Annotated in this window: 28 protein-coding genes; 25 read left to right on the top strand and 3 right to left on the bottom strand. The window is 49.9% G+C overall.

From position 1 onward, the window contains the following. Window positions 1-38: 38 nt before the first annotated feature. Window positions 39-1,322 (top strand): GTPase HflX, encoded by a 1,284-nt coding sequence (gene hflX, locus AQR02_RS13240; RefSeq protein WP_054940902.1) that lies wholly within the window; start codon window positions 39-41, stop codon window positions 1,320-1,322. Window positions 1,323-1,367: 45 nt separating this feature from the next. After that, window positions 1,368-2,621, top strand: coding sequence for a methionine gamma-lyase family protein (locus AQR02_RS13235; RefSeq protein WP_054940901.1), 1,254 nt, complete (start codon window positions 1,368-1,370; stop codon window positions 2,619-2,621). 245 nt (window positions 2,622-2,866) lie between these two features. Here the strand turns inward: AQR02_RS13235 and AQR02_RS13225 are convergent, their stop codons facing one another. Further along, window positions 2,867-3,319 (bottom strand): NUDIX domain-containing protein, encoded by a 453-nt coding sequence (locus tag AQR02_RS13225; protein WP_054940899.1) that lies wholly within the window; start codon window positions 3,317-3,319, stop codon window positions 2,867-2,869. A gap of 453 nt (window positions 3,320-3,772) precedes the next feature. On the opposite strand from AQR02_RS13225, the gene AQR02_RS13220 reads away from it, so the two are divergent. The 7 genes from AQR02_RS13220 (at window position 3,773) to AQR02_RS13190 (ending at window position 8,158) form a co-directional block, all read left to right on the top strand. After that, a complete protein-coding gene (locus tag AQR02_RS13220) occupies window positions 3,773-4,183 on the top strand; it encodes a MerR family transcriptional regulator (RefSeq protein WP_019910684.1) in 411 nt (136 codons plus the stop codon). 36 nt (window positions 4,184-4,219) lie between these two features. After that, window positions 4,220-5,548, top strand: coding sequence for a type I glutamate--ammonia ligase (gene glnA / locus AQR02_RS13215; RefSeq protein WP_054940898.1), 1,329 nt, complete (start codon window positions 4,220-4,222; stop codon window positions 5,546-5,548). Window positions 5,549-5,730: 182 nt separating this feature from the next. After that, entirely contained in the window at window positions 5,731-6,300 is a 570-nt protein-coding gene (locus AQR02_RS13210; protein ID WP_054940897.1) for a GNAT family N-acetyltransferase, read from the top strand. Window positions 6,301-6,804: 504 nt separating this feature from the next. Continuing rightward, on the top strand, window positions 6,805-6,996 hold the full coding sequence (locus AQR02_RS13205) for a sporulation protein Cse60 (RefSeq protein WP_054940896.1): 192 nt from the start codon (window positions 6,805-6,807) through the stop codon (window positions 6,994-6,996). Window positions 6,997-7,432: 436 nt separating this feature from the next. Further along, window positions 7,433-7,645: a hypothetical protein gene (locus AQR02_RS13200; protein ID WP_054940895.1), complete on the top strand. Its 213-nt coding sequence runs from the start codon at window positions 7,433-7,435 to the stop codon at window positions 7,643-7,645. Next, window positions 7,642-7,863 (top strand): hypothetical protein, encoded by a 222-nt coding sequence (locus AQR02_RS13195; protein ID WP_054940894.1) that lies wholly within the window; start codon window positions 7,642-7,644, stop codon window positions 7,861-7,863. Before AQR02_RS13200 ends, AQR02_RS13195 begins: the two co-directional genes overlap by 4 nt. A gap of 76 nt (window positions 7,864-7,939) precedes the next feature. Then, window positions 7,940-8,158, top strand: a complete 219-nt coding sequence (locus AQR02_RS13190; RefSeq protein WP_054940893.1) for a hypothetical protein — start codon at window positions 7,940-7,942, stop codon at window positions 8,156-8,158. Window positions 8,159-8,290: 132 nt separating this feature from the next. Here the strand turns inward: AQR02_RS13190 and AQR02_RS13185 are convergent, their stop codons facing one another. After that, window positions 8,291-8,629 (bottom strand): L,D-transpeptidase, encoded by a 339-nt coding sequence (locus AQR02_RS13185; protein WP_054940892.1) that lies wholly within the window; start codon window positions 8,627-8,629, stop codon window positions 8,291-8,293. Window positions 8,630-8,810: 181 nt separating this feature from the next. Then, window positions 8,811-9,437 carry a transcriptional repressor LexA gene (gene lexA, locus AQR02_RS13180; protein WP_028530732.1) on the bottom strand — a complete coding sequence of 209 codons (627 nt, stop codon included), beginning with the start codon at window positions 9,435-9,437 and terminating at the stop codon, window positions 8,811-8,813. 228 nt (window positions 9,438-9,665) lie between these two features. Here lexA and AQR02_RS13175 point away from each other — a divergent pair, with 228 nt between their 5' ends. The 16 genes from AQR02_RS13175 to AQR02_RS13100 all read left to right on the top strand — a co-directional run. After that, window positions 9,666-10,079: a LysM peptidoglycan-binding domain-containing protein gene (locus tag AQR02_RS13175; protein WP_054940891.1), complete on the top strand. Its 414-nt coding sequence runs from the start codon at window positions 9,666-9,668 to the stop codon at window positions 10,077-10,079. Window positions 10,080-10,189: 110 nt separating this feature from the next. After that, a complete protein-coding gene (locus AQR02_RS13170) occupies window positions 10,190-10,393 on the top strand; it encodes a DUF896 domain-containing protein (RefSeq protein ID WP_054940890.1) in 204 nt (67 codons plus the stop codon). 48 nt (window positions 10,394-10,441) lie between these two features. Next, window positions 10,442-10,969 carry a hypothetical protein gene (locus tag AQR02_RS13165; protein ID WP_054940889.1) on the top strand — a complete coding sequence of 176 codons (528 nt, stop codon included), beginning with the start codon at window positions 10,442-10,444 and terminating at the stop codon, window positions 10,967-10,969. 35 nt (window positions 10,970-11,004) lie between these two features. Beyond that, window positions 11,005-11,790 (top strand): HAD family hydrolase, encoded by a 786-nt coding sequence (locus AQR02_RS13160; RefSeq protein WP_082451834.1) that lies wholly within the window; start codon window positions 11,005-11,007, stop codon window positions 11,788-11,790. A 179-nt stretch (window positions 11,791-11,969) separates the two neighbouring features. Further along, window positions 11,970-12,392 carry a FixH family protein gene (locus AQR02_RS13155; protein WP_054940887.1) on the top strand — a complete coding sequence of 141 codons (423 nt, stop codon included), beginning with the start codon at window positions 11,970-11,972 and terminating at the stop codon, window positions 12,390-12,392. A gap of 178 nt (window positions 12,393-12,570) precedes the next feature. Then, window positions 12,571-15,948, top strand: a complete 3,378-nt coding sequence (gene metH / locus AQR02_RS13150; protein ID WP_425340009.1) for a methionine synthase — start codon at window positions 12,571-12,573, stop codon at window positions 15,946-15,948. Between the two features lie 216 nt (window positions 15,949-16,164). Beyond that, entirely contained in the window at window positions 16,165-17,094 is a 930-nt protein-coding gene (gene rnz / locus AQR02_RS13145) for a ribonuclease Z (RefSeq protein WP_054940885.1), read from the top strand. Window positions 17,095-17,442: 348 nt separating this feature from the next. Next, a complete protein-coding gene (locus tag AQR02_RS13140) occupies window positions 17,443-18,231 on the top strand; it encodes a TIGR01457 family HAD-type hydrolase (protein ID WP_054940884.1) in 789 nt (262 codons plus the stop codon). Window positions 18,232-18,277: 46 nt separating this feature from the next. After that, on the top strand, window positions 18,278-19,093 hold the full coding sequence (locus AQR02_RS13135; RefSeq protein WP_054940883.1) for an Fpg/Nei family DNA glycosylase: 816 nt from the start codon (window positions 18,278-18,280) through the stop codon (window positions 19,091-19,093). Continuing rightward, entirely contained in the window at window positions 19,083-19,940 is an 858-nt protein-coding gene (locus tag AQR02_RS13130) for a deoxyribonuclease IV (RefSeq protein WP_054940882.1), read from the top strand. Before AQR02_RS13135 ends, AQR02_RS13130 begins: the two co-directional genes overlap by 11 nt. A gap of 3 nt (window positions 19,941-19,943) precedes the next feature. Continuing rightward, window positions 19,944-20,288 (top strand): cyclic-phosphate processing receiver domain-containing protein, encoded by a 345-nt coding sequence (locus tag AQR02_RS13125; protein WP_054940881.1) that lies wholly within the window; start codon window positions 19,944-19,946, stop codon window positions 20,286-20,288. After that, window positions 20,285-20,617 carry a thioredoxin family protein gene (locus AQR02_RS13120; RefSeq protein ID WP_054940880.1) on the top strand — a complete coding sequence of 111 codons (333 nt, stop codon included), beginning with the start codon at window positions 20,285-20,287 and terminating at the stop codon, window positions 20,615-20,617. The genes AQR02_RS13125 and AQR02_RS13120 overlap by 4 nt, the downstream gene beginning before the upstream one ends. Beyond that, the gene (locus AQR02_RS13115; protein WP_054940879.1) at window positions 20,618-21,394 is read left to right on the top strand and encodes an ABC transporter ATP-binding protein; all 777 of its coding nucleotides are present in this window, start codon (window positions 20,618-20,620) and stop codon (window positions 21,392-21,394) included. Between the two features lies 1 nt (window position 21,395). After that, on the top strand, window positions 21,396-22,463 hold the full coding sequence (locus AQR02_RS13110) for an SAM-dependent methyltransferase (protein ID WP_245237400.1): 1,068 nt from the start codon (window positions 21,396-21,398) through the stop codon (window positions 22,461-22,463). Window positions 22,464-22,626: 163 nt separating this feature from the next. Next, window positions 22,627-24,126: a serine/threonine protein kinase gene (locus tag AQR02_RS13105; RefSeq protein WP_054940877.1), complete on the top strand. Its 1,500-nt coding sequence runs from the start codon at window positions 22,627-22,629 to the stop codon at window positions 24,124-24,126. Between the two features lie 145 nt (window positions 24,127-24,271). After that, the coding region (locus AQR02_RS13100; RefSeq protein ID WP_245237399.1) for an ABC-F family ATP-binding cassette domain-containing protein at window positions 24,272-25,591 on the top strand (1,320 nt) is incomplete at its 3' end.

The raw sequence follows: 25,591 nt of genomic DNA, 5'->3' as shown, positions 1-25,591 counted from the left end.
AAATCCCAAGAGGTAAAAGGATAAGGAGTACTACATTCATGGCAATAACACATGATACACAAACGGATGTTCAGGACCGGGCCATTCTGGTCAGTCTGGTCACAGACAAAATCAAACGCACGGGCATCGATCCTGAGCTTTCACTGCAAGAATTGGTTCAACTGGCTGAGACGGCCGGGGTGGAGGTGCTGGATGTACTCCGCCAGAACAAGGAAACACCCGATTCGAAATGGTTTATCGGCAAAGGTAAGGTAGAAGAGCTGCGGATGGCGGCAGACGGCCTAGGAGCCAATACGGCGATTTTTGACCAGGAGCTCTCCGGAGCCCAGGTCCGCAACCTTGAAGAAGCACTGGATCTAAAAATCATTGACCGTACGCAGCTGATTTTGGATATTTTTGCAGGGAGAGCTAAGACGCGGGAAGGCATTATCCAGGTGGAGCTGGCACAGCTCTCTTATCTGCTGCCCCGTCTGTCGGGTCACGGCAAGAATTTGTCCAGGCTCGGCGGCGGAATAGGCACCAGAGGTCCAGGGGAGAGCAAGCTGGAGACAGACCGGCGTCATATCCGGGACCGGATTACTGAACTGAAGCGCCAGCTGGATGATGTCGTCAAGACGCGTGAGCTGCACCGTGAACGCCGCCGCAAGAGCGGTGCTGTTCAGGTAGCGCTGGTCGGCTATACCAATGCCGGCAAATCCACGCTGCTGAAGCAGCTGACGGATGCCGATGTTTATATTGAGAACCAGCTGTTCGCTACACTGGATCCGACTTCACGTGTCCTGCAGCTGCCTGCGGGCAAGGAAGTCGTACTCACGGACACGGTAGGGTTCATTCAGAACCTGCCGCATGATTTGGTGGCCTCCTTCCGGGCAACGCTGGAAGAAGTAAATGAAGCCAATCTGGTGCTCCATGTGGTAGATGCCTCTTCTCCAATGCGTGAGGAGCAGATGGAGGTTGTAGATTCAATTCTCCAGGATCTCGGTGCTGCCGGCAAACCGAGGGTCGTTCTGTTTAATAAAAGCGATCTCTGCCAGCCGGAACAGCTGGAGATGCTGCCAACCGGCCAAGGCTATCTGAAGATCAGCGCTTTCAGCCCCGAGGATCTGACCCGTGTTACCGGACTGATCGCCGATGAATTGGCTGGAGATACCCTTGTCTTCCGGATTCCCGGAGACCGTGGTGACCTTTCTTCACTGCTGTATCGTGTAGGTGAAGTGCTGGAACTGAATTATGAGGAGAATGATGTACTGTACAACGTCCGCTTGAATAAAGAGGATTATGAAAAGTGGGGATACAAACTTGCTGAGTTTGTGGTGCAGTAACAGCAAGTGTTAAGTAAATGTAATGTTAGGAGAGAATACGGGGAAATGGCTGTTTTTGCAGAGGATCTTTTACAGGCGGCGGAGGCCGCAGAGCTAGAAATTGAAAGTGCCGTTAAAGCGCTGGATAAGATTGTGGACCACAACCAATGGAAGGTGATTGAGGCGTTCCAGCGCCAGCAGGTCAGCGACTTCCATTTTGCCGGGTCTACCGGCTATGCCTATAATGACCGGGGCCGGGAGGTCCTGGATCTGGTGTATGCCGATATCTTCGGCGCAGAAAGCGCACTGGTACGCCCGCATTTCGCTTCCGGGACACATACCATCTCCACGGCACTCTTTGGAGTGCTGCGTCCAGGAGATGAGCTGTTGTATATCACAGGACGTCCCTATGATACGCTGCATAAGGTAGTGGGCAAGCCGGGTGACGGAACAGGCTCATTAGCCGATTTTGGGATCGGCTACAAAGAGACTGCACTTACCTCGGACGGAAAAATTGACTGGGATGAAGTAGCGCTGTCCATTAACGACCAAACCAAAGTTATCGGGATTCAAAGATCCCGGGGTTATGACTGGCGTTCATCCTTTACGGTTGCTGAAATCGGAGAAATGGTGTCCAAAGTAAAAGCTTTGAAGCCTGAGCTTATTGTTTTTGTAGACAATTGCTATGGTGAATTCACCGAAATGCTGGAGCCGCCGCAGGTTGGAGCGGATCTTGTTGCCGGCTCGCTGATCAAAAACCCCGGCGGCGGGATTGCAGAGACCGGCGGCTATATTTGCGGGCGCTGCGACCTTGTAGAACTGGCAGCCTACCGGCTGACCGCACCGGGCATCGGCGGGGAAGTTGGCGCGATGCTCGGCACGACCCGCGGTCTTTTCCAGGGGCTGTTCATGGCGCCGCATACAGTTGGACAGGCTGTGAAGGGCAGTATCTTTGCTGCTGCAGTGTTCCAGCGCTGCGGGTTCACAACTAAGCCGGCCTGGAACGAGCCGCGTACGGATCTGATCCAGGCAGTCGCTTTTGACGGTCCGGAGCATCTTATAGCCTTCGTACAAGGGATTCAGCGTGCCGCGGCTGTCGACAGTCATGTCGTTCCTGAAGCGTGGGATATGCCGGGCTATAAGCATCCTGTCATTATGGCGGCAGGAACGTTCATCCAGGGCGGAAGTTTGGAGTTATCTGCGGATGCACCTATCCGGGCGCCGTATATCGGGTATATGCAGGGCGGATTAACCTATTCCCATGTGAAATTCGGCGTGTTGATGGCGCTGCAATGTATGCGGGAGCGCAAACTCCTATAGCAGGACATTTTGGTTTTATGGGAATATATGTTATATTATCAGTACGAATGGAGCTGATAATGATGACAGCACTTATAAGCATTGGCATTTTACTGTTAACTGTTCTCCCTATGGCTTGGTATTATGCTGCTCTGGGCAAGCGGATTTCCGCTGAGGAGAAAAAAGCCGGAAGAGACCTTACGAATGAGATTAATCCTTTTACAGGCGGAAGATAATACTTAATAACCCTGCTTAATGAAGCGGGGTTATTTTTTTACCCGCAGATTCAGGCTGAGGGCTTTCTTAACTGCCCATAACTGATGCTCATGAAAAAATAAATGGTCAGCCTCGCTCAAATGCACCCATTTTAACTCGTGGTCATCCTCAATAGGGGCGCACACTTTTTTAGTTAAGTTTGCTGTGAAAAAATTACCGATGTTCAAGAGAGGAATGTTTGAAGGACTGACGAAATACCTTTGCGCTTTCCCCAGATTATGACTAATTTCCGCTGCAAATCCCGTTTCTTCTAATAACTCTCGCAGTAGGCATTCTTCAGGTGTCTCTCCGTATTCAATCCCGCCCCCTGGTAAAAAGCTGCCTTTGGCAGTAAGGATTGTCGCGACATACCCATTGTCATCAATGATTATGGCATAACTGCTTTCCCTGCACTGATATTTCAGCCGGCTGTCGTTAACTCCGAAAGTAAGATTATTATCCATGTCCATCACCTCATGCTTAATCTTAGCGTTAAGACTTCTACGCTGACGCCGGGTTACCCTTTAAATTATACAGGCCGGAGGGATATAAGCGGGGAAACAGGGAGTAAATACCGCTGGAGGCACCGGAAAGGCTCTGTGGCTGCTTTGAAGCGCTTAATCGATAGCTTAAGCCTTATGCAGTAATTTGCTTGAGATGCAGCCGTGGACGATGCTGATGAATAACGGTGAATCGAGGGTTATATCGCAAATTTCCTTAGGCCACCGTTTTTTGCTTCTGGATTGTTCGATGTGATATACTGCGGTAGTCTTCATTCGTTGTAGCTAACACCCAGTTCACCTGCTGTTTCGCAGTAATCTACTAATGTTGTAAAGAAAACTCACATACCATTGACACGCCAAATTAAGAAATGTACAATGAGATGAGAAAAAGATCATTGGAAGGTTGGATGAGTCATGGGTGATGAAATCCGCAGAAATATGGCATTATTTCCTATAGGAATCGTAATGAAGCTAACCGATTTATCTGCTAGACAAATTCGTTATTATGAGCAGCACAGCCTGATCGTGCCCGCGCGCACTTCCGGCAACCAGCGTTTGTTCTCATTTAATGATGTAGAGCGCCTATTGGAAATCAAAGCATTAATTGAGAAAGGCGTTAATATTGCCGGCATTAAGCAGGTAATGAACCCTGTCTCGAAGGAATCTGAAGAAGCTACGGTAATTACCCCTGACACAGAGGTTCGCCGTAGAGAGTTGTCTGATTCACAGCTTCACCGTTTGCTTAAGCAGGAACTGGTTTCGGGTAAAAGACCGGGACAAGTATCTCTTATTCAAGGCGAGCTATCCCGGTTTTTTAATAAATAAACAACAACTAAAGAGAGTTGAAAGGGAGAGGGTAAAGTGAGCTTTTCTAAAGAGGATATTATCCGCATCGCCAAGGAAGAAAACGTCCGTTTTATTCGCCTGCAATTCACCGACCTGCTCGGAACGATCAAAAACGTTGAGATTCCTGTAAGCCAGCTTGAAAAAGCGCTCGACAATAAAATGATGTTCGATGGATCGTCCATTGAAGGTTATGTGCGTATTGAGGAATCTGACATGTATCTCTATCCAGACCTCAGCACATGGGTGATTTTCCCTTGGGTGACGGACAGCCGGGTAGCACGTCTGATTTGTGATGTGTACATGCCTGACGGAACACCGTTTGCCGGCGATCCGCGCGGCATTCTCAAACGCTGTCTTGTGGAAGCAGAAGAAATGGGCTACACTGCCATGAACGTTGGACCCGAGCCGGAATTTTTCCTGTTCAGAACCGATGAGAAGGGTAATCCCACTACAGAATTGAATGACCAGGGTGGATATTTCGATTTGGCGCCGATGGATCTTGGGGAGAACTGCCGCCGCGAAATCGTATTGACTCTTGAAGAAATGGGCTTTGAAATTGAAGCTTCTCACCATGAAGTGGCTTCCGGCCAGCATGAAATTGACTTCAAATATGCGGATGCGATTAAAGCCGCTGACCAAATTCAAACCTTTAAGCTCGTTGTGAAGACGGTTGCCCGTCAGCACGGCCTGCATGCTACTTTTATGCCTAAGCCTCTTTTTGGTATGAACGGATCCGGGATGCACGCCCACCAATCCTTGTTCAAAGGCAATGAGAATGTATTCTATGATGAGAGTGACACGCTCGGCCTGAGTAAAACTGCACGGTATTACATGGCTGGTATCCTGAAGCACGCACGTGCTTTTGCCGCCATCACGAATCCAACAGTGAACTCTTACAAACGTCTGGTTCCCGGTTATGAAGCTCCTTGTTACGTTGCCTGGTCTGCGAGTAACCGTAGCCCGATGATTCGTATTCCGGCTTCCAGAGGACTCAGTACCCGTATTGAAGTCCGCAATCCGGACCCTGCAGCTAACCCGTATCTTGCACTTGCTGTAATGTTGAAGGCAGGTCTTGACGGAATTAAGCGCCAGCTTGATCTTCCAGCTCCAATCGACCGGAACATCTACGTGATGTCTGAGGAAGAACGGATTGAAGAAGGCATTCCAAGCTTGCCGTCCGACCTGAAAGAAGCACTGAACGAGATGATCCGCAGCCATGTCATCACTGAAGCCCTTGGTGAACATGCTTTGGCTCACTTCTATGAACTGAAGGAAATCGAATGGGACATCTATCGTACCCAGGTTCACGAGTGGGAAAGAGCTCAGTACATGACTCTTTACTAGGATGCAAGCAACCCCTGACGCCTCTGGCGCCGGGGGTTTTTTGTGCTGTCTAAGGGGGACGTGATACCGCTTCTTTTTTATCTTTGGCGTAAAGTTACAATACATAGAAAAATATAGGGAATTATGGTAAATTAATAGCGCTTAGACTTTGATTAGACTTTAAACGGAGAGGCGCGGAATATATGAGCAAAAGCCCATTTGAACAATTTCCACAAATTGAATCTGCAGCAATTACATTAAGGAAAATAACGGATTCTGATCTCGACGAGCTGTTTGAAATCTATAGCAATGAAAAGCTGTTTGTGCACTCACCATTAATGCTGAAGAAAAACAAAGAGACAGTGGCCAATATGATAGGACATTTTGAAAGAGACTTTCTCAAGAAAAAGACGATTTTTCTGGGAATCTGCCTGAACAAAGAGCCTGAACGTATTGTTGGCGTAGCAGAACTATTTGATTATGTGCAGGATGTAAATATGATCACCATTGGCTACAGGCTTGACGATAGATTTTGGGGTCAGGGGATTGCTACAGAAGCAGTTCAGGCGATGACGGAATATTTGTTTAAGGAGTTAGAGATCCATCGTATTCAAGCCTTTGTAATGCCGGAGAATATCAAATCCCAGAAGGTCCTGCTGAGGAACTATTTTAGAAAAGAAGGAACGATCCGGCAAGGTCAGGTCTGGAAAGGACATGGCGTTGTGGATTTAGATGTATTCTCGCGGCTCATTAGTGATGAGACAAATTATTAACTTAACGAAGCAGTGTACGCTTTTTTGACCATAATTTAACCCAAAGCCTTAGCTCATCGTCCCGGAAAAACTTGATCCCTATCAGCTTTAGAGGAGTCCATATTTCTTTAAAATAATAACTGGGCATAGAGAAATCCTCCTGATAATTTTTATTATATTATAAGCTATTATGCATAATTTCCAGCTTAAGATAGAATTGTTGCGGTTTATAAAGATGCCTAATAATGGATATATACTTTAGCAGCATGATTCTACTTTGTTCTGTCACTTAATTTGGAAAAATTGAGCCAATACAGTTTGATTATTGTTATGTGGAATGGTAAGCTAGGCTGATAGTAAGGCATTCCGCAGAGAGCTGCGGAGTGCCTTGCTGTTCGTTTAGACGGATTTTACATTAAATGTTAGCCAAGGGGTGATGGGCCATGTGCATTTCGTCGCTTTTAAATATAGGGATTCCCATATGAGCTTGATACGGTTAAATAAATGAAACTAAAGGAGGATATTATGATACAGGTAAAAGAATTTGTGGACGGCGATAATTTTTATGCGGAGAACAAGGCGAATGAATTCCTCAAAGGGTTACGGGAAGAACAGGTAGTTAACATTTGTTATGGCTCAGTAGTCAAATCTTCGCGTGACGGTGCAGAGCACCAGCGGAGCACCATATTGGTGGTATACAAATCAGATGAAAAATAACTACTGGAAACATTTTTTCACGTGGTTGTCGTTCGCCTCATCCTTGACCATCGTGGTTTTGATTCTTTTCTATGCTATAGGTTGAATGCGGTTTATAGTATGCGGAGGTACTTCTGAAACGGATAAAAGGAGGCATTATCAGCGCGGTTCCCTTAGCGGGAGAAGCTCATGGTAATGCCTTTTTGTATACATGGGATAGGTGATTTCTCATTTACAGCCGTTCACATTTGGATTATATTGGAATGGCCTAGTAATAAGTTTCAATAGGTATGCCTGCAGTTATCTTTACTGCTATCGGCACAGGGTTTTTTGCAGTCATTGGCTTTGGGCTATTATTAATTCCTTTCTATCACGGCCGTTAGACGAACCTGGGCTATGGCTCATATAAAAATCATTTTCAGGCCATTGTATGGCTTGCCGAAGGAGTAGAAGAACGATGAGTGTAACGCCAGGAGCCTATTTTCTGAGTGGATTCGGAGTGTTTGCCGTGTTGATCTGGCTGGTATCTGCTGTGGCGTGTATCTACGCTTTTGTATTGTTTGTTAAGCTTGCACGCAGAGGAATAACGGCCCTAGACCTGTACAATTATTCCAAAAATCTTGAAATTCGCGCCAAATATGAATCAGTTAATAAGGAGGGACCGTATTGAATGCGACTTATAAGGTGCTGGTAAGCGATGCTGACCTGTTCACTGCTGCGCTCGCTGAGGCGAATATATATGTAGTACAGATGCTAGAGGGAAAGCCGCATGTTATCGCTGATTACGCAGGACCTCTGCAAAAATGGACACCTGAATATATCATGCTGGCGGGAATGGCCTACAAACGTACGGAGTATGAATTCCGCGTGCGTCTGCCCAAAAAATAACAACTGCCAATTCACACAAACCGATGAAGCCTTAATTGCATCTCTTATACTATCAAACGTAAAAGAGGTGGAATTAATGACAGAAACAGAACGGTTAAGAATTCGCAGAGCGATCCGTGTATTGTTGGCACAAAGATCGATTTTACGGGAGCGGCTTGAGGAAATTAATGAGAATTTGCGCCGGGTGCCCAATCCCAGCCGGTCCAGACGTGAATTACTGGCGGCCAGGGTGTCGATCCGGGAAGCGTTGCGCCTAAACCGAATCGCGATCAGACTCTTGCGCAGTGTGTTGTAGCCGAATCTGTTGATGGGGATAGCCCTAATAAGCCGTTTGAACATCCTATGAATAAATGAAGAACACCTCTGCCCGTACAAACGTGGTAGAGGTGTTCTTTGACATGGAGCTACGTACGAGTTATCCATAACTTTACTCCCTAATCGTTACACGCGTGCCAATAGGGACTATGCGGGATAAAGCGAGAACATCATTGTTATACATCCGTATGCAACCGTGGGAGACCATATGGCCGATCGAAGCAGGGTTATTCGTTCCGTGAATGTCGTAATGCGGTTTAGACAGCCCCATCCAAAAGGCACCAAAAGGCCCGCCGGGATTAGGCTGCTTGTTAATGATTGTATACTCGCCAGTAGGGGAGGCCGTCAGCATGGTGCCGATTCCAACGGGAAAACCACGGGTCACAATGTCATTATCCAGTAAATACAGCATGCGCTGCGACAGATCAACAATTATCCGGTAATTGGGCAAAGTCATCAGCACTCCTTTTGCTACCAGGATATGTGTGGAATGCTGCGGGGGTTCCCATTATACGAGATTAGTGGTGATGAATTTCGCTGACGGGAACAAATGTTCTAATTGATTGAGTGGCATAAAAAAATGAAAAAAGCTGTTCGCTTGAGGGCGAAACAGCTTTTGTGAGGGGGAGATTCTAGTGGATATCACGGAAAAGTCCAATGACTCTGCCTAAAATGGTAACACGGTTCAAGCGGAGCGGTTCATAAGCCGGATTCTCCGGCTGCAGGCGGATATGGTCTCGTTCCTTGTAGAATGTCTTAACAGTAGCTTCATCTTCTTCAGTCATCGCAACGACGATATCTCCATTGTCTGCTGTCTGCTGCTGGCGGACAATAACATAATCGCCGTTCATAATTCCCGCATCAACCATGCTGTCTCCTAGTACAGAGAGCATGAAAACTTTGTTGTCGCCTACATAATGGCTAGGTAGCGGGAAATAGTCTTCAATATTCTCTGTAGCTGTAATAGGCACCCCGGCGGTGACTTTACCTACAACAGGAATACGGGTTACTGTTTGTACAAATTGATGTACATTCTCAGAATCTTCCTGTCCAAGCAGTTCTATCGCACGCGGCTTCGTAGGGTCACGACGGATAAGGCCCTTCTTCTCAAGACGATCCAAATGACCATGTACTGTGGAGCTGGACGCAAGACCGACAGCTTCCCCAATTTCCCGGACAGACGGAGGATAACCCTTGCTGCGGACTTCGTTACGTATAAATTCCAGGATCGCCAGCTGACGACTCGAAATCTTTGACATTGGAATCAACCCCATATAGTATGTTTGGGAAAATTATAACATAGAACTTCCGTTCGTACAAACATAAGTTCTAAAAATTTCTAAAAGACATAGTAAACAGGTGAAATTAACACAACAGATGAACAAAAAAATAAGGGGAACAATTGTTCGAAAAAACTATTGATCAAAACACTTGTTCGTGTTATATTATTTTTGAAATTAAGAACAAGTGTTTGGAGGTCGATGATAATGTTAAAATACAGTACATACCGCAGCATCTACGATGAGGCCCGTGAGCTTCAGTCTGCCGGAGATGATTCTGCTTCAACTTATGTTTCAAGTCTGAAAGATTCTGCAGCGTCCTTATTCAGTATGCTGATGAAGGTATTTGTGAAAGATAACTTTATAAAACTTGCCTTGGTGTTTATGCTCGTAGTTTCGGGTTTCACAGTTGTAGGTAATGTTTTTGCCGGATCGGTGTCCTCTATGACACAAGGTAAGCGGGTAGTTGTTGTACGCGGAGACACGCTCTGGAGCATAGCACGTGAACATAAACCGGATAATATGAGGACCGTCGTATATATAGAAGGAATTAAAAAGACAAGCGGACTGAACAGCAGTGACATCCAGGCCGGAGATGTGCTTACTTTGCCTGTATATTGACTATAATTTCAACACGATAGAATAACATGAAGAGCTTTCAGGGAGGAGACCTTGACAAGCTCTTTTTCTCATGGCAAAGTTAGAATGAATTTATAGGGGAGGGGAAAGCATTGAATATAGACGAATTGGTCGCACGCATCAATGAATTGGCTCGCAAGCAAAAAAGCAGCGGCCTGAATGAAGAGGAATTGGCAGAACGCGCTAAGCTCCGCGAGATCTATCTGGGTAACATCCGCAGCAACTTCCGGGCACAGCTTGATACGATTGAAATCGTGGATAACGATGATCAAGGCACCAAGGGGCTTAAGCATTAGTCCGGTGTCTTTGTCATAGATATTTTAGGATGACTAGGGGGAACTAACATGGCCCGTTCTTGGGAAAGAATGGTTCAACGCAACACACAGCAAGTCAATAAGCAACGGAAGAAGCAAGGTAAAGAAACCATCTATGCTTCAAAATCAGTGTCAGCTGCCAAAGACAGCGATATTTTCAAAGGCCGCAACATCGTATTTCCAATAGTTCTGCTGCTGCTCGGCATCATGTTCTGGGTAGTCGGTTCTGTTGATGAAGCTAGAGGCAGCGGTGTTCTCGCCAACTGGCTGGGTGTTGTTCTTTACTTCTTACTGGCTGCACTTCTGTTCTTCCGCCGTCCATACCTGAAGGTTGAACGTGCCAGAGTTTCTACTATTAAATACAATCGTGAACGCTGGCTGCAGGCATCAGAGATTGAGAAGATTATTGTGTCCCGCAGTATGGTTTCCCTTAAATATAAAGGCAAGCGCAAGCAATGGGTGTTCTCCAGGTTCCTGAACCGTTATGACACCGCGGCAATGGGTGAACGCCTCACAGAGTTCGCAAAAGCTAATAATATTGAAGTAGTGTACGAGTAGAAAGATAGACCAGCATAGGGAGAGGGAGCGTTATTATGCCGATTACCGCCGTACTATTTGACCTTGACGATACACTGCTCTGGGATGAACGGAGCGTTGAAGAAGCTTTCCGCGCGGCCTGCGAAGCAGCGGGGAACGATATTGACCCTTTAGAGCTGGAAGCAGCTGTCCGTAGGGAATCCAGAAGCCTTTACGAGACTTATGAGACGTTTCCATTTACGAAAATGATCGGAATCAATCCCTTCGAAGCACTATGGGCAAATTTCACAGCCGGGGAGCAGCCGGAATTCCGGCAACTGGAGCAGCTTGCTCCGGGATACCGCAAAGAATCCTGGCGCCGCGGCCTGGCTTCCTTAGGAGTCGATGATGAAGCACTGGCTGAACAACTAGCTGCCAAATTTGCCGAGGAACGCCGGAAGCGGCCTTATATGTATGAAGAAACGCTGCAAGTGCTGGATGAGCTCCGGGGTAAAGTGAAGCTGCTGCTGCTCACTAACGGGTGTCCGGCTCTTCAGCAGGAGAAACTGGACGGTGTTCCGGAGCTAATCCCTTATTTTGATCATGTGGTCATTTCAGGGAGCTTTGGTAAAGGTAAGCCGGACAAGGATATTTTCGTACATGCGCTTGATCTGCTCGACATTGCTCCGGAACAAGGGGTTATGGTCGGTGATAAGCTAACGACGGATATTCTAGGCGGTCTGACTGCAGGTCTTACCACGGTCTGGATTAACCGGACGGGTAAAATGGCTAATCCGGAGATTCGGCCGGACTACCAGATCGGGCATCTCTCCGAGCTCCTTCCGCTGGTACAATCGCTATAACAAGTCATTTCAAAACCGGTCTCCTAATAGGGAGCCGGTTTTTTTTGTATGCTATGAATATGTGTGAAGAGGTAGTCATTCTCTGAAAAAGTGAATATTATGTGTATAATAGAGAAAGAATGGATTACTCGCGCTGTAAGCTTCATAAGGAACTTGACTATCCGACTGGAGGATGCCCGATGATCAAACCTAAGCAGTTTATTGCACTATTATTTATTGTTACGATTTCAGCACTAGGAGGATGTTCCGAAAAAAGTGCAGAGCATAACCCTATGCACTCTGCAGGCAATGTCTCTATGGAGCCCATTAAGGTCGAGCTGAGCTGGAGTCCGGAGCAAGGCAAGGTAAATGAGCCGGTAAGCTTCAAAGCGGTGGTGACACAAGCGGGAGAAGCAGTAGATGATGCCAAAGAAGTGCTCTTCGAAATCGTGAACACAAACGATGAATCGATAAAGCTGGAGCTGAAAGGAACATCCTCCGGGAGCGGTACATATGAGGCTGAAGGCAGCTTTGCTCAAGAGGGCAAGTATAGCGTTACATCCCATGTAACGGCCCGCACACAGCATTCCATGCCGAGTAAAGAACTTACAGTATTACCTTAATAAAGCTTCCTGAGGACAGCCTACAAATAATAACAATTATGCAGAGTGGAAAGGAAGGCTTTCCGATTTTGCTTTATTCTGCTAAACTTACTCTAACGTTTTTCTGGGGGGATATGAAGTGGCTAAATATACACTTGCTGAAAGCTTGCAGCAGCGCATACTGATTCTGGATGGAGCAATGGGTACAATGATTCAACAAGTGCCCCTTACCGGTGAGGATTTTGGCGGAGAAGATTTGGATGGGTGTAATGAAATGCTGGTGCTTACCCGTCCTGAGGTGATTCAGGACATTCATGAGAAATATCTTGAAGCCGGCGCGGATCTAATCGAGACAAACACTTTTGGGGCGACTTCTGTGGTGCTTGCGGAATATGATATCCCTCAGCGGGCACGGGAGATTAATCTGGAGGCAGCAAGGCTTGCCCGGAACGCCGTAGACAAATACGATACGCCTGAACATCCGCGGTATGTGATCGGCGCAATGGGACCGACTACGAAGACACTCTCCGTGACCGGAGGTGTGACCTTTCAGGAGCTGGTTAGCAGCTATCAGGAGCAGGCTGTTGCACTTATTGACGGGAAAGTGGATGCTCTCCTGCTGGAGACTTCCCAGGATACATTAAATGTGAAGGCGGGCAGTATCGGGATCAAAAATGCTTTTGAGCAGACGGGAATTACACTGCCTGTCATGATTTCGGGAACGATTGAACCGATGGGAACAACCCTGGCGGGTCAGAATATCGAAGCCTTTTACATCTCGCTTGAGCACCTGAAGCCGATCTCCATCGGACTTAACTGTGCGACCGGACCGGAGTTCATGCGCGATCATATCCGTTCACTGTCAGCGATTTCTTCCGCGGCTGTGAGCTGTTATCCGAATGCCGGATTGCCGGATGAGAACGGGAACTATCACGAATCTCCGGATTCACTGGCCCGTAAGCTGGCAGGCTTTGCTGAAAAGGGCTGGCTGAACATTGCCGGAGGCTGCTGCGGAACAACTCCGGATCATATCCGGGCAATGGCCGAGCTGCTTACCACCTTCGAACCCCGCAAGCTGGATGGATCTCACCCGCCGGCATTGTCAGGGATTGAGCCTGTTTATGTAGAGAGTGACAATCGACCTTATATGGTCGGTGAACGTACGAACGTGCTGGGCTCGCGGAAGTTCAAACGTCTGATCGTGGAAGGCAAATATGAGGAAGCTTCGGAAATAGCCCGCGCTCAGGTTAAGAGCGGTGCGCAGGTGATTGATGTCTGTGTGCAGGACCCGGACCGGGATGAGAGCGAAGACATTAAGCAGTTCCTGGAACTGGTGGTCAAAAAGGTAAAGGTACCGCTGATGATCGATACCACCGATCCTAAGGTCATTGATCTGGCGCTGCAATATTGCCAGGGCAAGGCGATTATTAACTCCATTAACCTTGAAGATGGTGAAGAAAAGTTCGAGCTGGTAACTCCGCTGATTCATAAATACGGGGCGGCAATTGTCGTAGGGACGATTGACGAAACCGGACAGGCGATCAAAGCGTCAGACAAGCTGGAGGTTGCCAAACGCTCCTACGATCTGCTGGTGAACAAGTATGGACTGGCTGCAGAGGATCTGATCTTTGACACGCTGGTGTTTCCTGTGGGTACCGGAGGTGAACAGTATATCGGCTCCGCCAAAGAAACGATTGATGGCATCCGCCTGATCAAGGAAGCTTTACCTGCGGTGCATACGATTCTGGGGATCAGTAACGTTTCGTTCGGGCTTCCGGAAGCGGGACGCGAGGTCCTGAACTCGGTCTTTCTGTATGAATGCACCAAGGCCGGACTGGATTATGCGATTGTAAATACGGAGAAGGTTGAACGGTATGCCTCCATTCCGGAAGAAGAGCGCCATCTGGCTGAGGAATTGATCTACAACACCAATGACGAGACGCTGGCGGCGTTCGTTGCTGCTTTTCGTGAGAAGAAAGTTGAGAAGAAAGAGAAGATATCCAATCTTTCGCTGGAGGAACGGCTCGCCTCTTACGTTGTTGAAGGCACCAAGGAAGGTTTGATTCCTGACCTGAATGAAGCCTTGACGAAAAGCGGTCCGCTGGAGATCATCAATGGTCCGCTGATGGCCGGAATGTCCGAGGTTGGAAGACTGTTTAATAACAATGAATTGATCGTTGCCGAGGTGCTGCAAAGCGCTGAAGTGATGAAGGCTTCTGTCGGCCATCTGGAGCAGTTTATGCAGAAGGATGAGACCTCTGTGAAGGGGAAAATCATGCTGGCCACCGTCAAAGGGGATGTGCATGATATCGGCAAAAATCTGGTGGAGATTATCCTGTCCAACAACGGTTATGAGATCATCAATCTGGGTATAAAGGTACCACCGGAGAATATCATTGAAGCATTCCGGCGGGAAAAGGCGGATGCGATCGGGCTCTCGGGCCTCTTAGTCAAATCGGCGCAGCAGATGGTTACAACCGCTCAGGATCTGAGATCTGCAGGGATTGATGTGCCGATTATGGTAGGCGGTGCGGCGCTGACACGTAAATTCACCAAGACACGTATTCGTCCGGAGTATGATGGCCTTGTTCTGTACGCCAAGGATGCCATGGATGGATTGGATATCGCCAACCGGCTGATGAATCCGGAGGAACGGGTCAAGATTGAGGAAGAAGTTCGCCAGGAAGCAGAGGCGGCTGTCGCTGTGGCTCCGCAGCAGGAGCTTCCGGTGCTGACCCGGGCTGTCCGCTCGAAGATCTCAGCCGACGCGCCTGTGTTCACCCCACCGGATCTGGAACGACATGTCCTGCGCAGCTATCCGCTGGGCCATATTGTCCCCTACGTGAACATGCAGATGCTGCTAGGCCATCACCTGGGTCTGCGCGGTTCAGTGGAAGCCCAGCTTGCCGCCGGAGATCCGCGTACGGTAGAGCTTAAGGAAACGGTGGACGATATTCTGCATCAGGCAATCCTTGAAGGTACGATTACGCCGCATGCGATGTACCAATTCTTCCCGGCACAATCCCGGGGGAATGATATTCTGATCTACGATCCGCAGAACACTGCCAACATCCTGCATACCTTTACGTTTCCGCGGCAGAATGTTGAGCCGTATCTTTGCCTCGCCGATTTCCTGAAGTCCGTGGACAGCGGCATCATGGACTACGTCGGGTTCCTGGTCGTGACAGCTGGCCATGGTGTCCGTGAAATGTCGACCGAGCTGAAAGATAAAGGGGACTATCTCCGCTCCCATGCGCTGCAGGCCGTGGCGCTGGAGGTTGCCGAAGGCCTGGCGGAGCGGGTCCATCATATGATGCGGGATACCTGGGGCTTCCCTGATCCTGCCGATATGACCATGAAGCAGAGACATGGTGCGCGTTATCAGGGTATCCGCGTATCCTTCGGTTATCCCGCTTGCCCGGATCTTGAGGATCAGGGGCCGCTGTTTAAGCTCCTCTCCCCGGAGGATATCGGCGTTCATCTGACTGAAGGCTTCATGATGGAGCCGGAGGCTTCAGTATCGGCAATGGTCTTCGCCCATCCGGAAGCACAATATTTTAATGTTGAGAAGCTATAGACTCTCTTGATGATACACAACTGATCGGAAGGGGAGAGGCCCCCTTCACAACGGACCTCCCGTACCGGGAGGTTTTTTGCTGGAGCATGAAGTCATTTGGGGAAGGATGAAGGTAAAGATGATTTCCTCTCCCAAAAAGGGTAAAATTCATTTCAGAGATGCCGCGGCAAAGGCCGCTTGTTCATTCGAAGAAAAAGGAAAGGAGGATTTAATAAGATGGAAATTTATTTTCTTGGCACTAATGCCGGTGTTCCCACACTGCAGCGCAATGTAACCTCGATTGTCCTCAGACTGCTGGAGGAACGCCGCAGCTTCTGGATGTTCGATTGCGGAGAAGGGACACAGCATCAGGTGCTGCGTTCGCCGCTGCGGCTGGGGAAGCTTGAGAAGCTGTTTATTACCCATCTGCATGGTGATCATCTGTTCGGCTTGCCGGGGCTGCTGTCCAGCCGGGGTTATCAGGGCGGCACGGCTCCGCTAACAGTGTATGGTCCTCCGGGACTGAAGGCTTTTCTGGACGTTTCCTTGTCAGTAAGCCAATCACGCATGCCCTATAAGCTTGAAATTGTGGAGCATACCGGCGGGCTGGTATTTGAGGATGAAACCTTTAAGGTTGAGGCGGGTCTGCTGGAGCACCGGATTGACAGCTACGGATACCGGGTAACAGAGAAAGACAGCCCGGGCAGTCTGAACACGGAGCTGCTCCAGAGCTATGGACTGAAGCCTGGTCCGATCTACGGCAAGCTGAAGAAAGGCGAAGATGTGACTACGGAGAGCGGAGTAGTAATCCGGGCTTCTGAAGTGGTCCGCGAGCCCAAAAAAGGGCGCATCGTAACCATTCTGGGGGATACCAGACCTTGCCCGGGGAGTCTGCCTCTGGCGCAGGGTGCTGATCTGATTATCCATGAAGCAACCTTTGCCCATGATCTGGCGGAGATGGCTTATCAATATCACCACAGCACTGCTGTCCAGGCGGCAGAACTGGCCCGAGAAGCTGAAGGCCGGGAATTGCTGCTGACTCACTTCAGTTCGCGTTACGTATCCCAGGAGGAGCTGACTCCATTACTGGAGGAAGCACAGGCGGTCTTCCCGCAAACCCTGCTTGCTGAGGAGTTCTGCACCTTTCCCGTATACCGGAGAAAGTAAGCGGAGAAGCTGGAAAATCCCCGGCGAAATGGCTGAAGAAATCAAATTATTTTCCGGGAAAGCGCAGGAAATGACAGGGTAGTGTCAAAAATAGCCTGACGCTGCAGCGGTTCGCTAATGTTCGACTAAGGATGTTAAAATTTAATTAAAAGAACCTTGGTAAACATACGAAGCAGAGGGGAATATGGCGAAATGAGGACGGGATTATCCTGCCTCATACCAACATATAAACCTGTATTCTGAACGGTACAGCTGAAAATAGAGCGGTAATGAAAAGCTGTTTTTTAAAATTAACCAGATTTTTGATTAATAGTATTAATTAAAATCCGAAGGAACTGGAGGGGGATTATGAAGGATATCGGAGGCTTACTCATTGATTTGGACGGAACTTTATTTCACGGTGGCCGGATGATCCCCGGCGCAGATGAATTGATAGCAGGGCTGCGTGCGGCAGGTATACCTTTTTTGTTCGTAACGAACAATTCTTCGCGGACCCCCGCTAATGTAGCCGCACATCTGAGCGGAATGGGCATCGAAGCCAAGGCGGAGGAAGTCTGCACTTCCTCGATGGCAGCTGCACGCTATATCGCTGAGGAATCACCAGAAGCAAGGGTGGCGATACTTGGAGAAGAAGGCCTTATCGAAGCCTGCGCCGAAGCTGGCTTGACGATTGTCACAGATGACCCGCAATATGTTGTACAGGGTATTTACAGATCTTTTACATATGATACACTCGCACAGGCTTCCCGCTGGATCATGGGCGGAGCGAAATTTGTGCTGACCAATCCGGATCTGATGCTGCCATCGGATGATGGAGTCATGCCGGGTGCGGGAACGCTTGGTGCTGCAATCGAAGCCGCAAGCGGTATGTCGCCGGTAGTTATCGGCAAACCGGAATCACACCTGATCAATTACGCCGTGTCGATGCTGGGTATTAAGCAGCAAGGGGCTGTTGTGGTCGGCGATAACATGCGAACGGATATAACGGCCGGGGCCAATGCGGGCTGCCGGACGATCCTTGTGCTGACAGGCTTAACTACACAGGACAATCTTGAACACTATAAGACGGTCACCGGCGTGACACCGGATGTAATTTGCAGCGATTTAGCTGAACTTATATCGATGCTCGGTGTATAATGGCAAAGGTGTGAGTTATTTACCAACCTAGAAGGGACGATGAACAATGCCGGAATTGCCGGAAATGGAGAATTACAGAAAGCTGCTCAGTCAGCATCTTATAAATGTTCCGATTACAGGTGTGACCGTGAACAGAGAGAAAACCATCAACATGGAGGCCGGGGACTTTAAGAGCGCAATACTGGGTGCCCGCATCGTTTTTGTGGAACGCCGGGCGAGGCATATTTTGTTCCATCTGCATGACGGGCGCAGATTGCTGCTTCATCTGATGCTGGGCGGCTTATTGTATTACGGCACGGAAGAGGAGCGTCCTGAACGGAGTACACAGGTGGAATTGGTATTTGGTGACCACATTCTGTACTTCATGGGGCTGCGACTGGGTTACCTGCATCTGTTGTCGGTGAAGGAAAGCGAAGCGGCCATGGGCAAGCTGGGACCTGAGCTGCTGGACCGCCGGATGACCGCGGAGCGGTTCGCTGCGCTGCTGAAGGGCCGGAGAGGGGCGCTGAAAAGTCTGCTAGTGAATCAGCAGGTTATGGCCGGAATCGGCAACTGCTACGCGGATGAGATTGCTTTTGAAGCGAGGCTGCTGCCTTCCACGCTGGTGCAGAATCTGTCGCCGGAGGCCGTCACCCGCTTATATGAGAGTATGCGTAAAGTACTGACGGAAGCAACTGAAATCGGCGGATACATGGAGATGCCGTTTATGGCCGGCGATACTGTTACCGGTTCGTACAATGATCAGTGTAAAGTATATGACCGTGAAGGCGAACCTTGCCTGCGCGGCGGGGGAACCATTGTCAAAACAGAGCTGACCGGACGCAAGGTATTCTATTGCCCGGACTGCCAGCATGAAGGGTAGCCCCAAAATCGGGGCTCATGTCAGCATCCGCGGCGGATACGGCCGAGCGGCCCGTTTTGCCTGGGAGAGCGGTGCGGCATGCTTTCAATATTTTCCGAAAAATCCGCGCAGTCTGAAGCCGAAACCGCTCGATACGCGGGATGCGGAGGACTGCGCCGCCTTTTGCCGCAAGTATAATATAGTCTCCATTGCCCACACCCCTTACCCGACTAATATGGCGGCCGATACGAACGGTGCTGCATCCAGATCGGTAATGGTGGCGTCACTGCGCAATGATCTGGAGATCGCCGAGGCTTGCGGCTCGCTAGGTATTGTAGTGCATTTTGGACATTTTGCCGGAATGGAGCCGTTACAAGGCTACCAAAATATTATACAATGTATGAATGATACCCTTAGCTCCTGGGATGGCCGGGCAAAGCTGCTGATTGAGAATCAGGCCGGCAATCACGGAAGTGAAGGCATGACACTGGAAGAGCTGGTCAAAGTCCGTGAGCTTAGCCGCTTTCCGGAGAAGATCGGGTTCTGTTTCGACACATGCCATGCTTTTGCCGCCGGGATCTGGAATCCGGACCAGACGGCGAAGCTGCTGCGACGGGGAGCTGAACTGGATTTTTGGCCTAATCTCACTGCAGTTCATCTGAATGATTCATTATTTCCCCTCGGTTTGCGCAGGGACAGGCATGCAGGGATAGGCAAAGGCTATATCGGTGAGCGCAACTTGCGGGAGCTGCTGCTCTCAGAGCCCATCCGTCATGCGGTTGTTGCTATGGAGACCGCGAAAGGGCCTGACGGCAGCCACCGCCAGGAAATTGCAGCCGTACTGAAATGGTATGAAGCGGAGGCGTAGCCGTTGATTAATATATTTATGGACGATTGCCGCAAACTGCCGCAGGGTTTTACGCTGGCAAGAACAACTGAAGAATGCCTGCTGCTCTTGCGTGAGTGCGAGGTTAATATATTGTCGCTCGATTATGACATGGGGCCTGATGATTACAGCGGGGATGAGGTATGCAGACGTATGGTGCTTGAGGGGCTGTTTCCGCGCCAAATTTATCTGCACACCTCCAGCAGCCGGGGCCGCAAAGAAATGTATGAGCTGCTCTATGCCGTAAGACCAGAGGGAACCGAATTGTATAATGGCCCGGTTAGTAATGAAGTGCTTGCAGAGATCGCTGCGGGAGCGGCCGGCAAATGAAGGAATTCAAAAGCTTGAGCGAGCAGGAGCTTATGAATGCCCTGATTCAGTCCGGTGAGCCCTTGGTTGTATTCCTGCATACACCGCTGTGCGGTACCTGTAAGGCCGCCCGGCGTATGCTGGAGGTTGCCTCCCATCTCCTGCCGGCTGAGCTGGTTATAGCCGAAGCTAATATAAATATGCTGCCGGGGCTGGTCAGCCGGTTCCGTATATCCAGCGTGCCTGCACTTCTGGTGGCCTCTGCTGACCGGATTGCTGACCCGGAAATCTTTTATTCAATGGGCTCTGTAGAACGGATGCTGGAATACATAAGGAGAGTGACCTCATAAATGATATCATTACAACATCTTACGCTGCGGAGAGAACAAAGCCTGATTCTTGACGATGTATCACTGGAAATGAAGCAGGGCGAGAACTGGGTCATTCTTGGGCGCAACGGTTCCGGCAAGACAACAATTCTGGAGATGATGACCGGATATTTGTTCCCGAGCAGCGGGTCCGTTGAGGTGCTCGGTTATAAATACGGCCAATGCGATCTGCGTGAGGTACGCAAGGAGATTGGTTATATTGGCCCCTCGCTGATGGAAAAGCTGTCGCTCAGCGATCCTGTATGGGAAGTGGTTGCCACCGGCGCCTACGCCTATCTTCGCTTCTATCAGGCGATTCCGCAGCAGGTACAGGAGCAGGCGGTTAAGCTGCTTGAAGATATGAATCTGGGCGAGCTGGCCTATCATCCGTTCGGTACCCTGTCTCAGGGAGAGCGCAAAAAGGCTATGCTGGCCAGATGCCTGATGGCCGACCCCAAGCTGCTCATCATGGACGAGCCTTGTGCCGGACTGGATTTGTACGAACGTGAGAAAATGCTCGCAGAGATTGACAAGCTGAAGCAGCGCAATGTTTCGGTCGTCTATGTCACTCATCATGTGGAGGAAATCGTCCCGCTATTCTCCCATGTGGCGCTGATCCGTGACGGTAAGCTGGCCGGCTCCGGGCCCAAAGAAGAAGTGTTGACGAAAGATATGATCTTGGCTACTTTTGATATTCCCGTCGATGTTGAATGGGATAACGGTCGTCCCTGGATTAAAATTAGACCTGGAGGCAGATGATTTGAACGATTTAACACAAACAACCGGAGAGCAGGCTGCTGCTTCGGAAGAAAAGATTCTATCACGTTACATCTGCACAGCCAATCACGGCTTTGCCCCATACGCTCAGGAAGAGCTTCGCCGCCTGTTCGGGGCGGTGAAAAGCACGCTGCTGCTGCCGGGGGAGATTTTCCTGGCCACGCTGGAGGGGGAACCGGAAGAGGTATCGCGGGTGCTTAGCGCGAATCTGCCGATCTTCCTGCGGCATATTCAGCCGGTACAGTTCCAGGATCAGGGAGATCTCTCCGCGCTGGACAGACTGGCCGTTTATTTAAGCCGCCGCAGTGAGCTGGAAGGTGAGAAGGTGTCGCTGCATGTCCGTAAGGGAGCAGCCTCGTTCTGGCAGGACAGCCCTGGTGAGCTGCGTGAGTGGCTGCAGGAACGGCTGCAGAGCCTGGAGGCTGATTTCACCGTGCAGGATCCTGCCTGGGTGATTTCCGTCTATGCGGACGGAGAAGCGCTGTATGCCGGGGTATCCCGGCCTGAGGACAATCTGTCCAGCTGGAACGGCGGCATGATCCGCTTCCGCAAGGAAGACGGGCAGATCTCGCGGGCCAAATTCAAGCTGATGGAGGCGGAGAAGGAATTTGCCATTCCGTTCTCAAGCTTCCGTAATGCTGTTGATATTGGGGCTTCACCCGGCGGATGGACCTCGTTCCTGCTCGAACGCGGTCTCAAAGTAACAGCGGTTGATCCTGCGCTGATGCATGATTCGCTCCGCAATCTGCCCGGACTGAAGATCCTGCGCAAAAATGCCGGGGAAGTCAAATTCCGGGATAATGAATTTGATCTGCTGGTCTGTGATATGAGCTGGAGTCCCAAGCTGATGGCGAAGCTGGTCACCGGCCTGCTCCACAGCCTTTCACCGGGCGGAACAGCAGTGGTTACAGTGAAGCTGATGCACAAGAAGCCGCTGGCTGTGATCAAGGAGATTATCGCCATGTTTGAAGGCGAGCGGATGCAGGTTCAGCGGGCGAAGCAGCTGTTCCATAACCGTGACGAGATAACACTTTATATGATTAAATATTAATCAAATGAAATAGTACCGCTCGCTCAATTGTATCAACATAAGGGAAAGTATCCCGTTGTCTGTACCACCGGTCTCGTGCCGGATGGTATCAACAGCGGCGTGCTTTCTCTTTTTTGTTATATATACAGGATTTTGTATAAGTTTTTTTAGGAGGATGTTAACGATGATTTTTCAAACAAAACTGGCACCCGGTCAGTTGATGGGAGAGCGGTACAGGATTAAGAGACTGATCGGCTCCGGCGGAATGAGCCATGTCTATCTGGCCGAGGATATGCGTCTGCCAGGGCAGCGGTGGGCGGTGAAGGAAAGCATCAGCCATCATAAGACAGCGGGAGCCGTGGAGGCGGAGGCGGAGCTGCTGATCTCTTTGAATCACCGTCTGCTTCCGAGAGTCGCCGATTTTTTTCCGCCGGATGAAGAAGGCTACTGGTATATGATTATGGATTATATTGAAGGGGTGACGCTGGCGGAATCTATTAAGGCAGATACAGAGCCGATGGATGCGGGACGTATTATTTCCTATACCCGCCAGCTGCTGGAAGTGCTTGCATTCTTGCACGGGCAGCATCCGCCGATTATATACCGCGATCTGAAGCCGGCTAATATCATGCTGACCGGGGCAGGCGGGCTGATGCTGATAGACTTCGGAATCGCCCGCAGCTATAGACAGGGAGGCGGGGAGGATACAGAGAAGCTGGGTACCGCCGGTTTCGCTGCTCCCGAGCAATACGGCAGCGGGCAGAGCGGACCAGCATCGGATCTGTACGGCCTGGGGGCGATTATGCTGTATATGGTTTCCGGCGGGATGTACAGCCGCTGGGTGCCGGGGATGGAATCTATGTTAAACGCCAGAATTCCCGGGGCCTTGATTCCTGTAATCCGGCGGCTCCTGCGCTATCATCCGGAGGAACGATATCAAAGCGCGGAAGAAGTATTACAGGCGCTTGAGCCTCTTACAGATTCTATAGACGAACCGTCAAAAAGCGGGATGCGGCCGGCATTACCCGTAAAGCGCCACACTGCAGTTGTTGCACTGCTCGGCGTATCCGCAGGTCTTGGGACGACGCATACCTCGCTGGCGGTAAGCAATGGGCTGGCCCGAAAGGGGACCACCGCATGGGTTGACTTCAGTCCGGAGTCTTCCGTGTATGATCGGATCTGCAGCCTGCTTGATTATCCGGTACATCCAGGGCAACCGGGACTGCCTGAGGCTCCGCTTAGCTGGAAAGGGATTGAATACTGGCGGCGTCCGGTGCAGGGTGATTTAACAGGCATGCTAAATAAAAACTATACATACCTCGTGCTGGATCTTGGAACCGGCGGTTATGAAGGTGCGCTTGAAGCATTTACAGGCAGTGACGTACCCCTGCTGCTGGCTTCCGGATCAGCCTGGCGGCTGGAGGATACGCTGCACTGGCTGCGCCGGAGCAGACTTCCGCTTCATGCGAACTGGCAGATTTGCCTGCCGCTGGCGAGCCGCTCTGCCGCGGAGCTGCTGGCCGCAGCATTGGGCGGACAAGTGGAGGTGAGCAGCCTGCCGCTGCAACAGGATCCTTTTGAGCGTAACGGAAAGTTAGTTCTGGCCCTGGAGCAGCTGCTGAGGAAGACTGGCAGCCTCCATATATCTGCAAAACGCAGCAGATTATTTCAGAAAAAAATGTAAAAATATCAAATTAATTTTCTTATGGAGCGCGGAACAGGTAAATCCCTATTTCAGTGGGGCCCTGACTTGTGTTAAAATGGTCGTTATACGTACTGACAGAATATTGGCCTCATGTTAAAAATAGATAGGAGCTTACTGAGAATTTATGAGTTTACTTACAGTAGAAGACGTTTCCCACAACTTTGGAGACCGGCAGTTATTCACGAATGTGTCGTTTCGCCTGCTGGCCGGCGAGCATGTTGGACTGGTGGGAGCGAATGGCGTAGGCAAGTCGACGCTGATGAATATTTTGACCGGAACCTTGCTGAAGGATAGCGGAAAAGTAGAATGGACACCGAGAGTGCGCTACGGTTATCTGGATCAGCACACGAACCTTACACCTGGTAAAACGGTGCGTGACGTGCTGAAGGACGCTTTCCTGCCGCTGCTTGAGCTGGAGAGTGAAATGATGGAGATTACCGGGAAAATGGGTGATGCCTCGCCGGAAGAGCTTGAGTTGCTGCTGGAGCAAATGGGTGAAATTCAGGAACAGCTGGATATGGGGGATTTCTATCTGATTGATGTTAAAGTCGAGGAAATGGGCAACGGTCTGGGGTTGTCGGCAATCGGACTCGATCGCGATGTAGCTTCCTTAAGCGGGGGACAACGGACCAAGGTTCTGCTGGCCAAGCTGCTGCTGGAGAAGCCGAATGTATTACTGCTGGATGAGCCTACCAACTACCTGGATGTCGAGCACATCGATTGGCTGACGAACTACCTGAAGCAGTATCCTTATGCTTTTTTGCTTATTTCCCATGATACAGAGTTTATGAATAAAGTCGTTAATGTGGTGTACCATCTGGAGTTCGCTAAGCTGACCCGTTATACGGCGAACTATGAGAAATTTCTGGATATGGCGGAAATGAACAAGGCACAGCATATCGAGGCATATGAGAAGCAGCGGGATTACATCAAGAAGCAAGAGGATTTCATTCAGCGGAACAAAGCGCGTGCTTCCACTTCTGGCCGGGCGAAAAGCCGTGAAAAGCAGCTCGACCGCATTGAGCGGATTGACCGGCCCGAGGAGGCAGCGAAGCCTAGTTTCTCGTTCAAAGAGAGCCGCTCCAGCGGCAAAACCGTATTCGAGGGCATTGACTTCGAAATCGGCTACGACCGTCCGCTGCTTCCTAAGCTGAACATGACAATTGAACGCGGGGACAAGATTGCGATTGTTGGCTGCAATGGTGTAGGTAAATCCACGCTGCTGAAGTCGATTCTGGGCGTAATTCCGGTATACAGCGGTAAAACCTACCTGGGTGATTATCTGAATGCAGCCTACTTCCAGCAGGAGGTTAAGGCAGCCAATATTACACCGATAGATGACGTGTGGAATGAATTTTCCAGTCTGACTCAGAATGAAGTGCGCGGCCATCTGGCCCGCTGCGGTCTGAAAAACGAGCATATTACCCGTCCGCTGAGCATGCTG

Source organism: Paenibacillus ihuae, from assembly GCF_001368795.1.
In the GTDB taxonomy this organism is placed as follows: Bacteria; Bacillota; Bacilli; order Paenibacillales; family Paenibacillaceae; genus Paenibacillus_AQ; species Paenibacillus_AQ ihuae.
This window is presented reverse-complemented; position numbering and strand designations above follow the sequence as displayed.

Bases quoted from the DNA above. Each gene is read 5' to 3' on its own strand.
- AQR02_RS13225 (WP_054940899.1), bottom strand. From the start codon at position 3,319: ATGGATAATAATCTTACTTTCGGAGTTAACGACAGCCGGCTGAAATAT.
- metH (WP_425340009.1), top strand. From the start codon at position 12,571: ATGGGTACAATGATTCAACAAGTGCCCCTTACCGGTGAGGATTTTGGC.
- AQR02_RS13130 (WP_054940882.1), top strand. From the start codon at position 19,083: ATGAAGGGTAGCCCCAAAATCGGGGCTCATGTCAGCATCCGCGGCGGA.
- AQR02_RS13235 (WP_054940901.1), top strand. From the start codon at position 1,368: ATGGCTGTTTTTGCAGAGGATCTTTTACAGGCGGCGGAGGCCGCAGAG.
- lexA (WP_028530732.1), bottom strand. From the start codon at position 9,437: ATGTCAAAGATTTCGAGTCGTCAGCTGGCGATCCTGGAATTTATACGT.
- AQR02_RS13160 (WP_082451834.1), top strand. From the start codon at position 11,005: ATGCCGATTACCGCCGTACTATTTGACCTTGACGATACACTGCTCTGG.
- AQR02_RS13200 (WP_054940895.1), top strand. From the start codon at position 7,433: ATGAGTGTAACGCCAGGAGCCTATTTTCTGAGTGGATTCGGAGTGTTT.
- AQR02_RS13140 (WP_054940884.1), top strand. From the start codon at position 17,443: ATGAAGGATATCGGAGGCTTACTCATTGATTTGGACGGAACTTTATTT.
- AQR02_RS13120 (WP_054940880.1), top strand. From the start codon at position 20,285: ATGAAGGAATTCAAAAGCTTGAGCGAGCAGGAGCTTATGAATGCCCTG.
- AQR02_RS13165 (WP_054940889.1), top strand. From the start codon at position 10,442: ATGGCCCGTTCTTGGGAAAGAATGGTTCAACGCAACACACAGCAAGTC.
- AQR02_RS13105 (WP_054940877.1), top strand. From the start codon at position 22,627: ATGATTTTTCAAACAAAACTGGCACCCGGTCAGTTGATGGGAGAGCGG.
- AQR02_RS13135 (WP_054940883.1), top strand. From the start codon at position 18,278: ATGCCGGAATTGCCGGAAATGGAGAATTACAGAAAGCTGCTCAGTCAG.
- AQR02_RS13190 (WP_054940893.1), top strand. From the start codon at position 7,940: ATGACAGAAACAGAACGGTTAAGAATTCGCAGAGCGATCCGTGTATTG.
- AQR02_RS13205 (WP_054940896.1), top strand. From the start codon at position 6,805: ATGATACAGGTAAAAGAATTTGTGGACGGCGATAATTTTTATGCGGAG.
- AQR02_RS13175 (WP_054940891.1), top strand. From the start codon at position 9,666: ATGTTAAAATACAGTACATACCGCAGCATCTACGATGAGGCCCGTGAG.
- AQR02_RS13115 (WP_054940879.1), top strand. From the start codon at position 20,618: ATGATATCATTACAACATCTTACGCTGCGGAGAGAACAAAGCCTGATT.
- rnz (WP_054940885.1), top strand. From the start codon at position 16,165: ATGGAAATTTATTTTCTTGGCACTAATGCCGGTGTTCCCACACTGCAG.
- hflX (WP_054940902.1), top strand. From the start codon at position 39: ATGGCAATAACACATGATACACAAACGGATGTTCAGGACCGGGCCATT.
- AQR02_RS13210 (WP_054940897.1), top strand. From the start codon at position 5,731: ATGAGCAAAAGCCCATTTGAACAATTTCCACAAATTGAATCTGCAGCA.
- AQR02_RS13220 (WP_019910684.1), top strand. From the start codon at position 3,773: ATGGGTGATGAAATCCGCAGAAATATGGCATTATTTCCTATAGGAATC.
- AQR02_RS13155 (WP_054940887.1), top strand. From the start codon at position 11,970: ATGATCAAACCTAAGCAGTTTATTGCACTATTATTTATTGTTACGATT.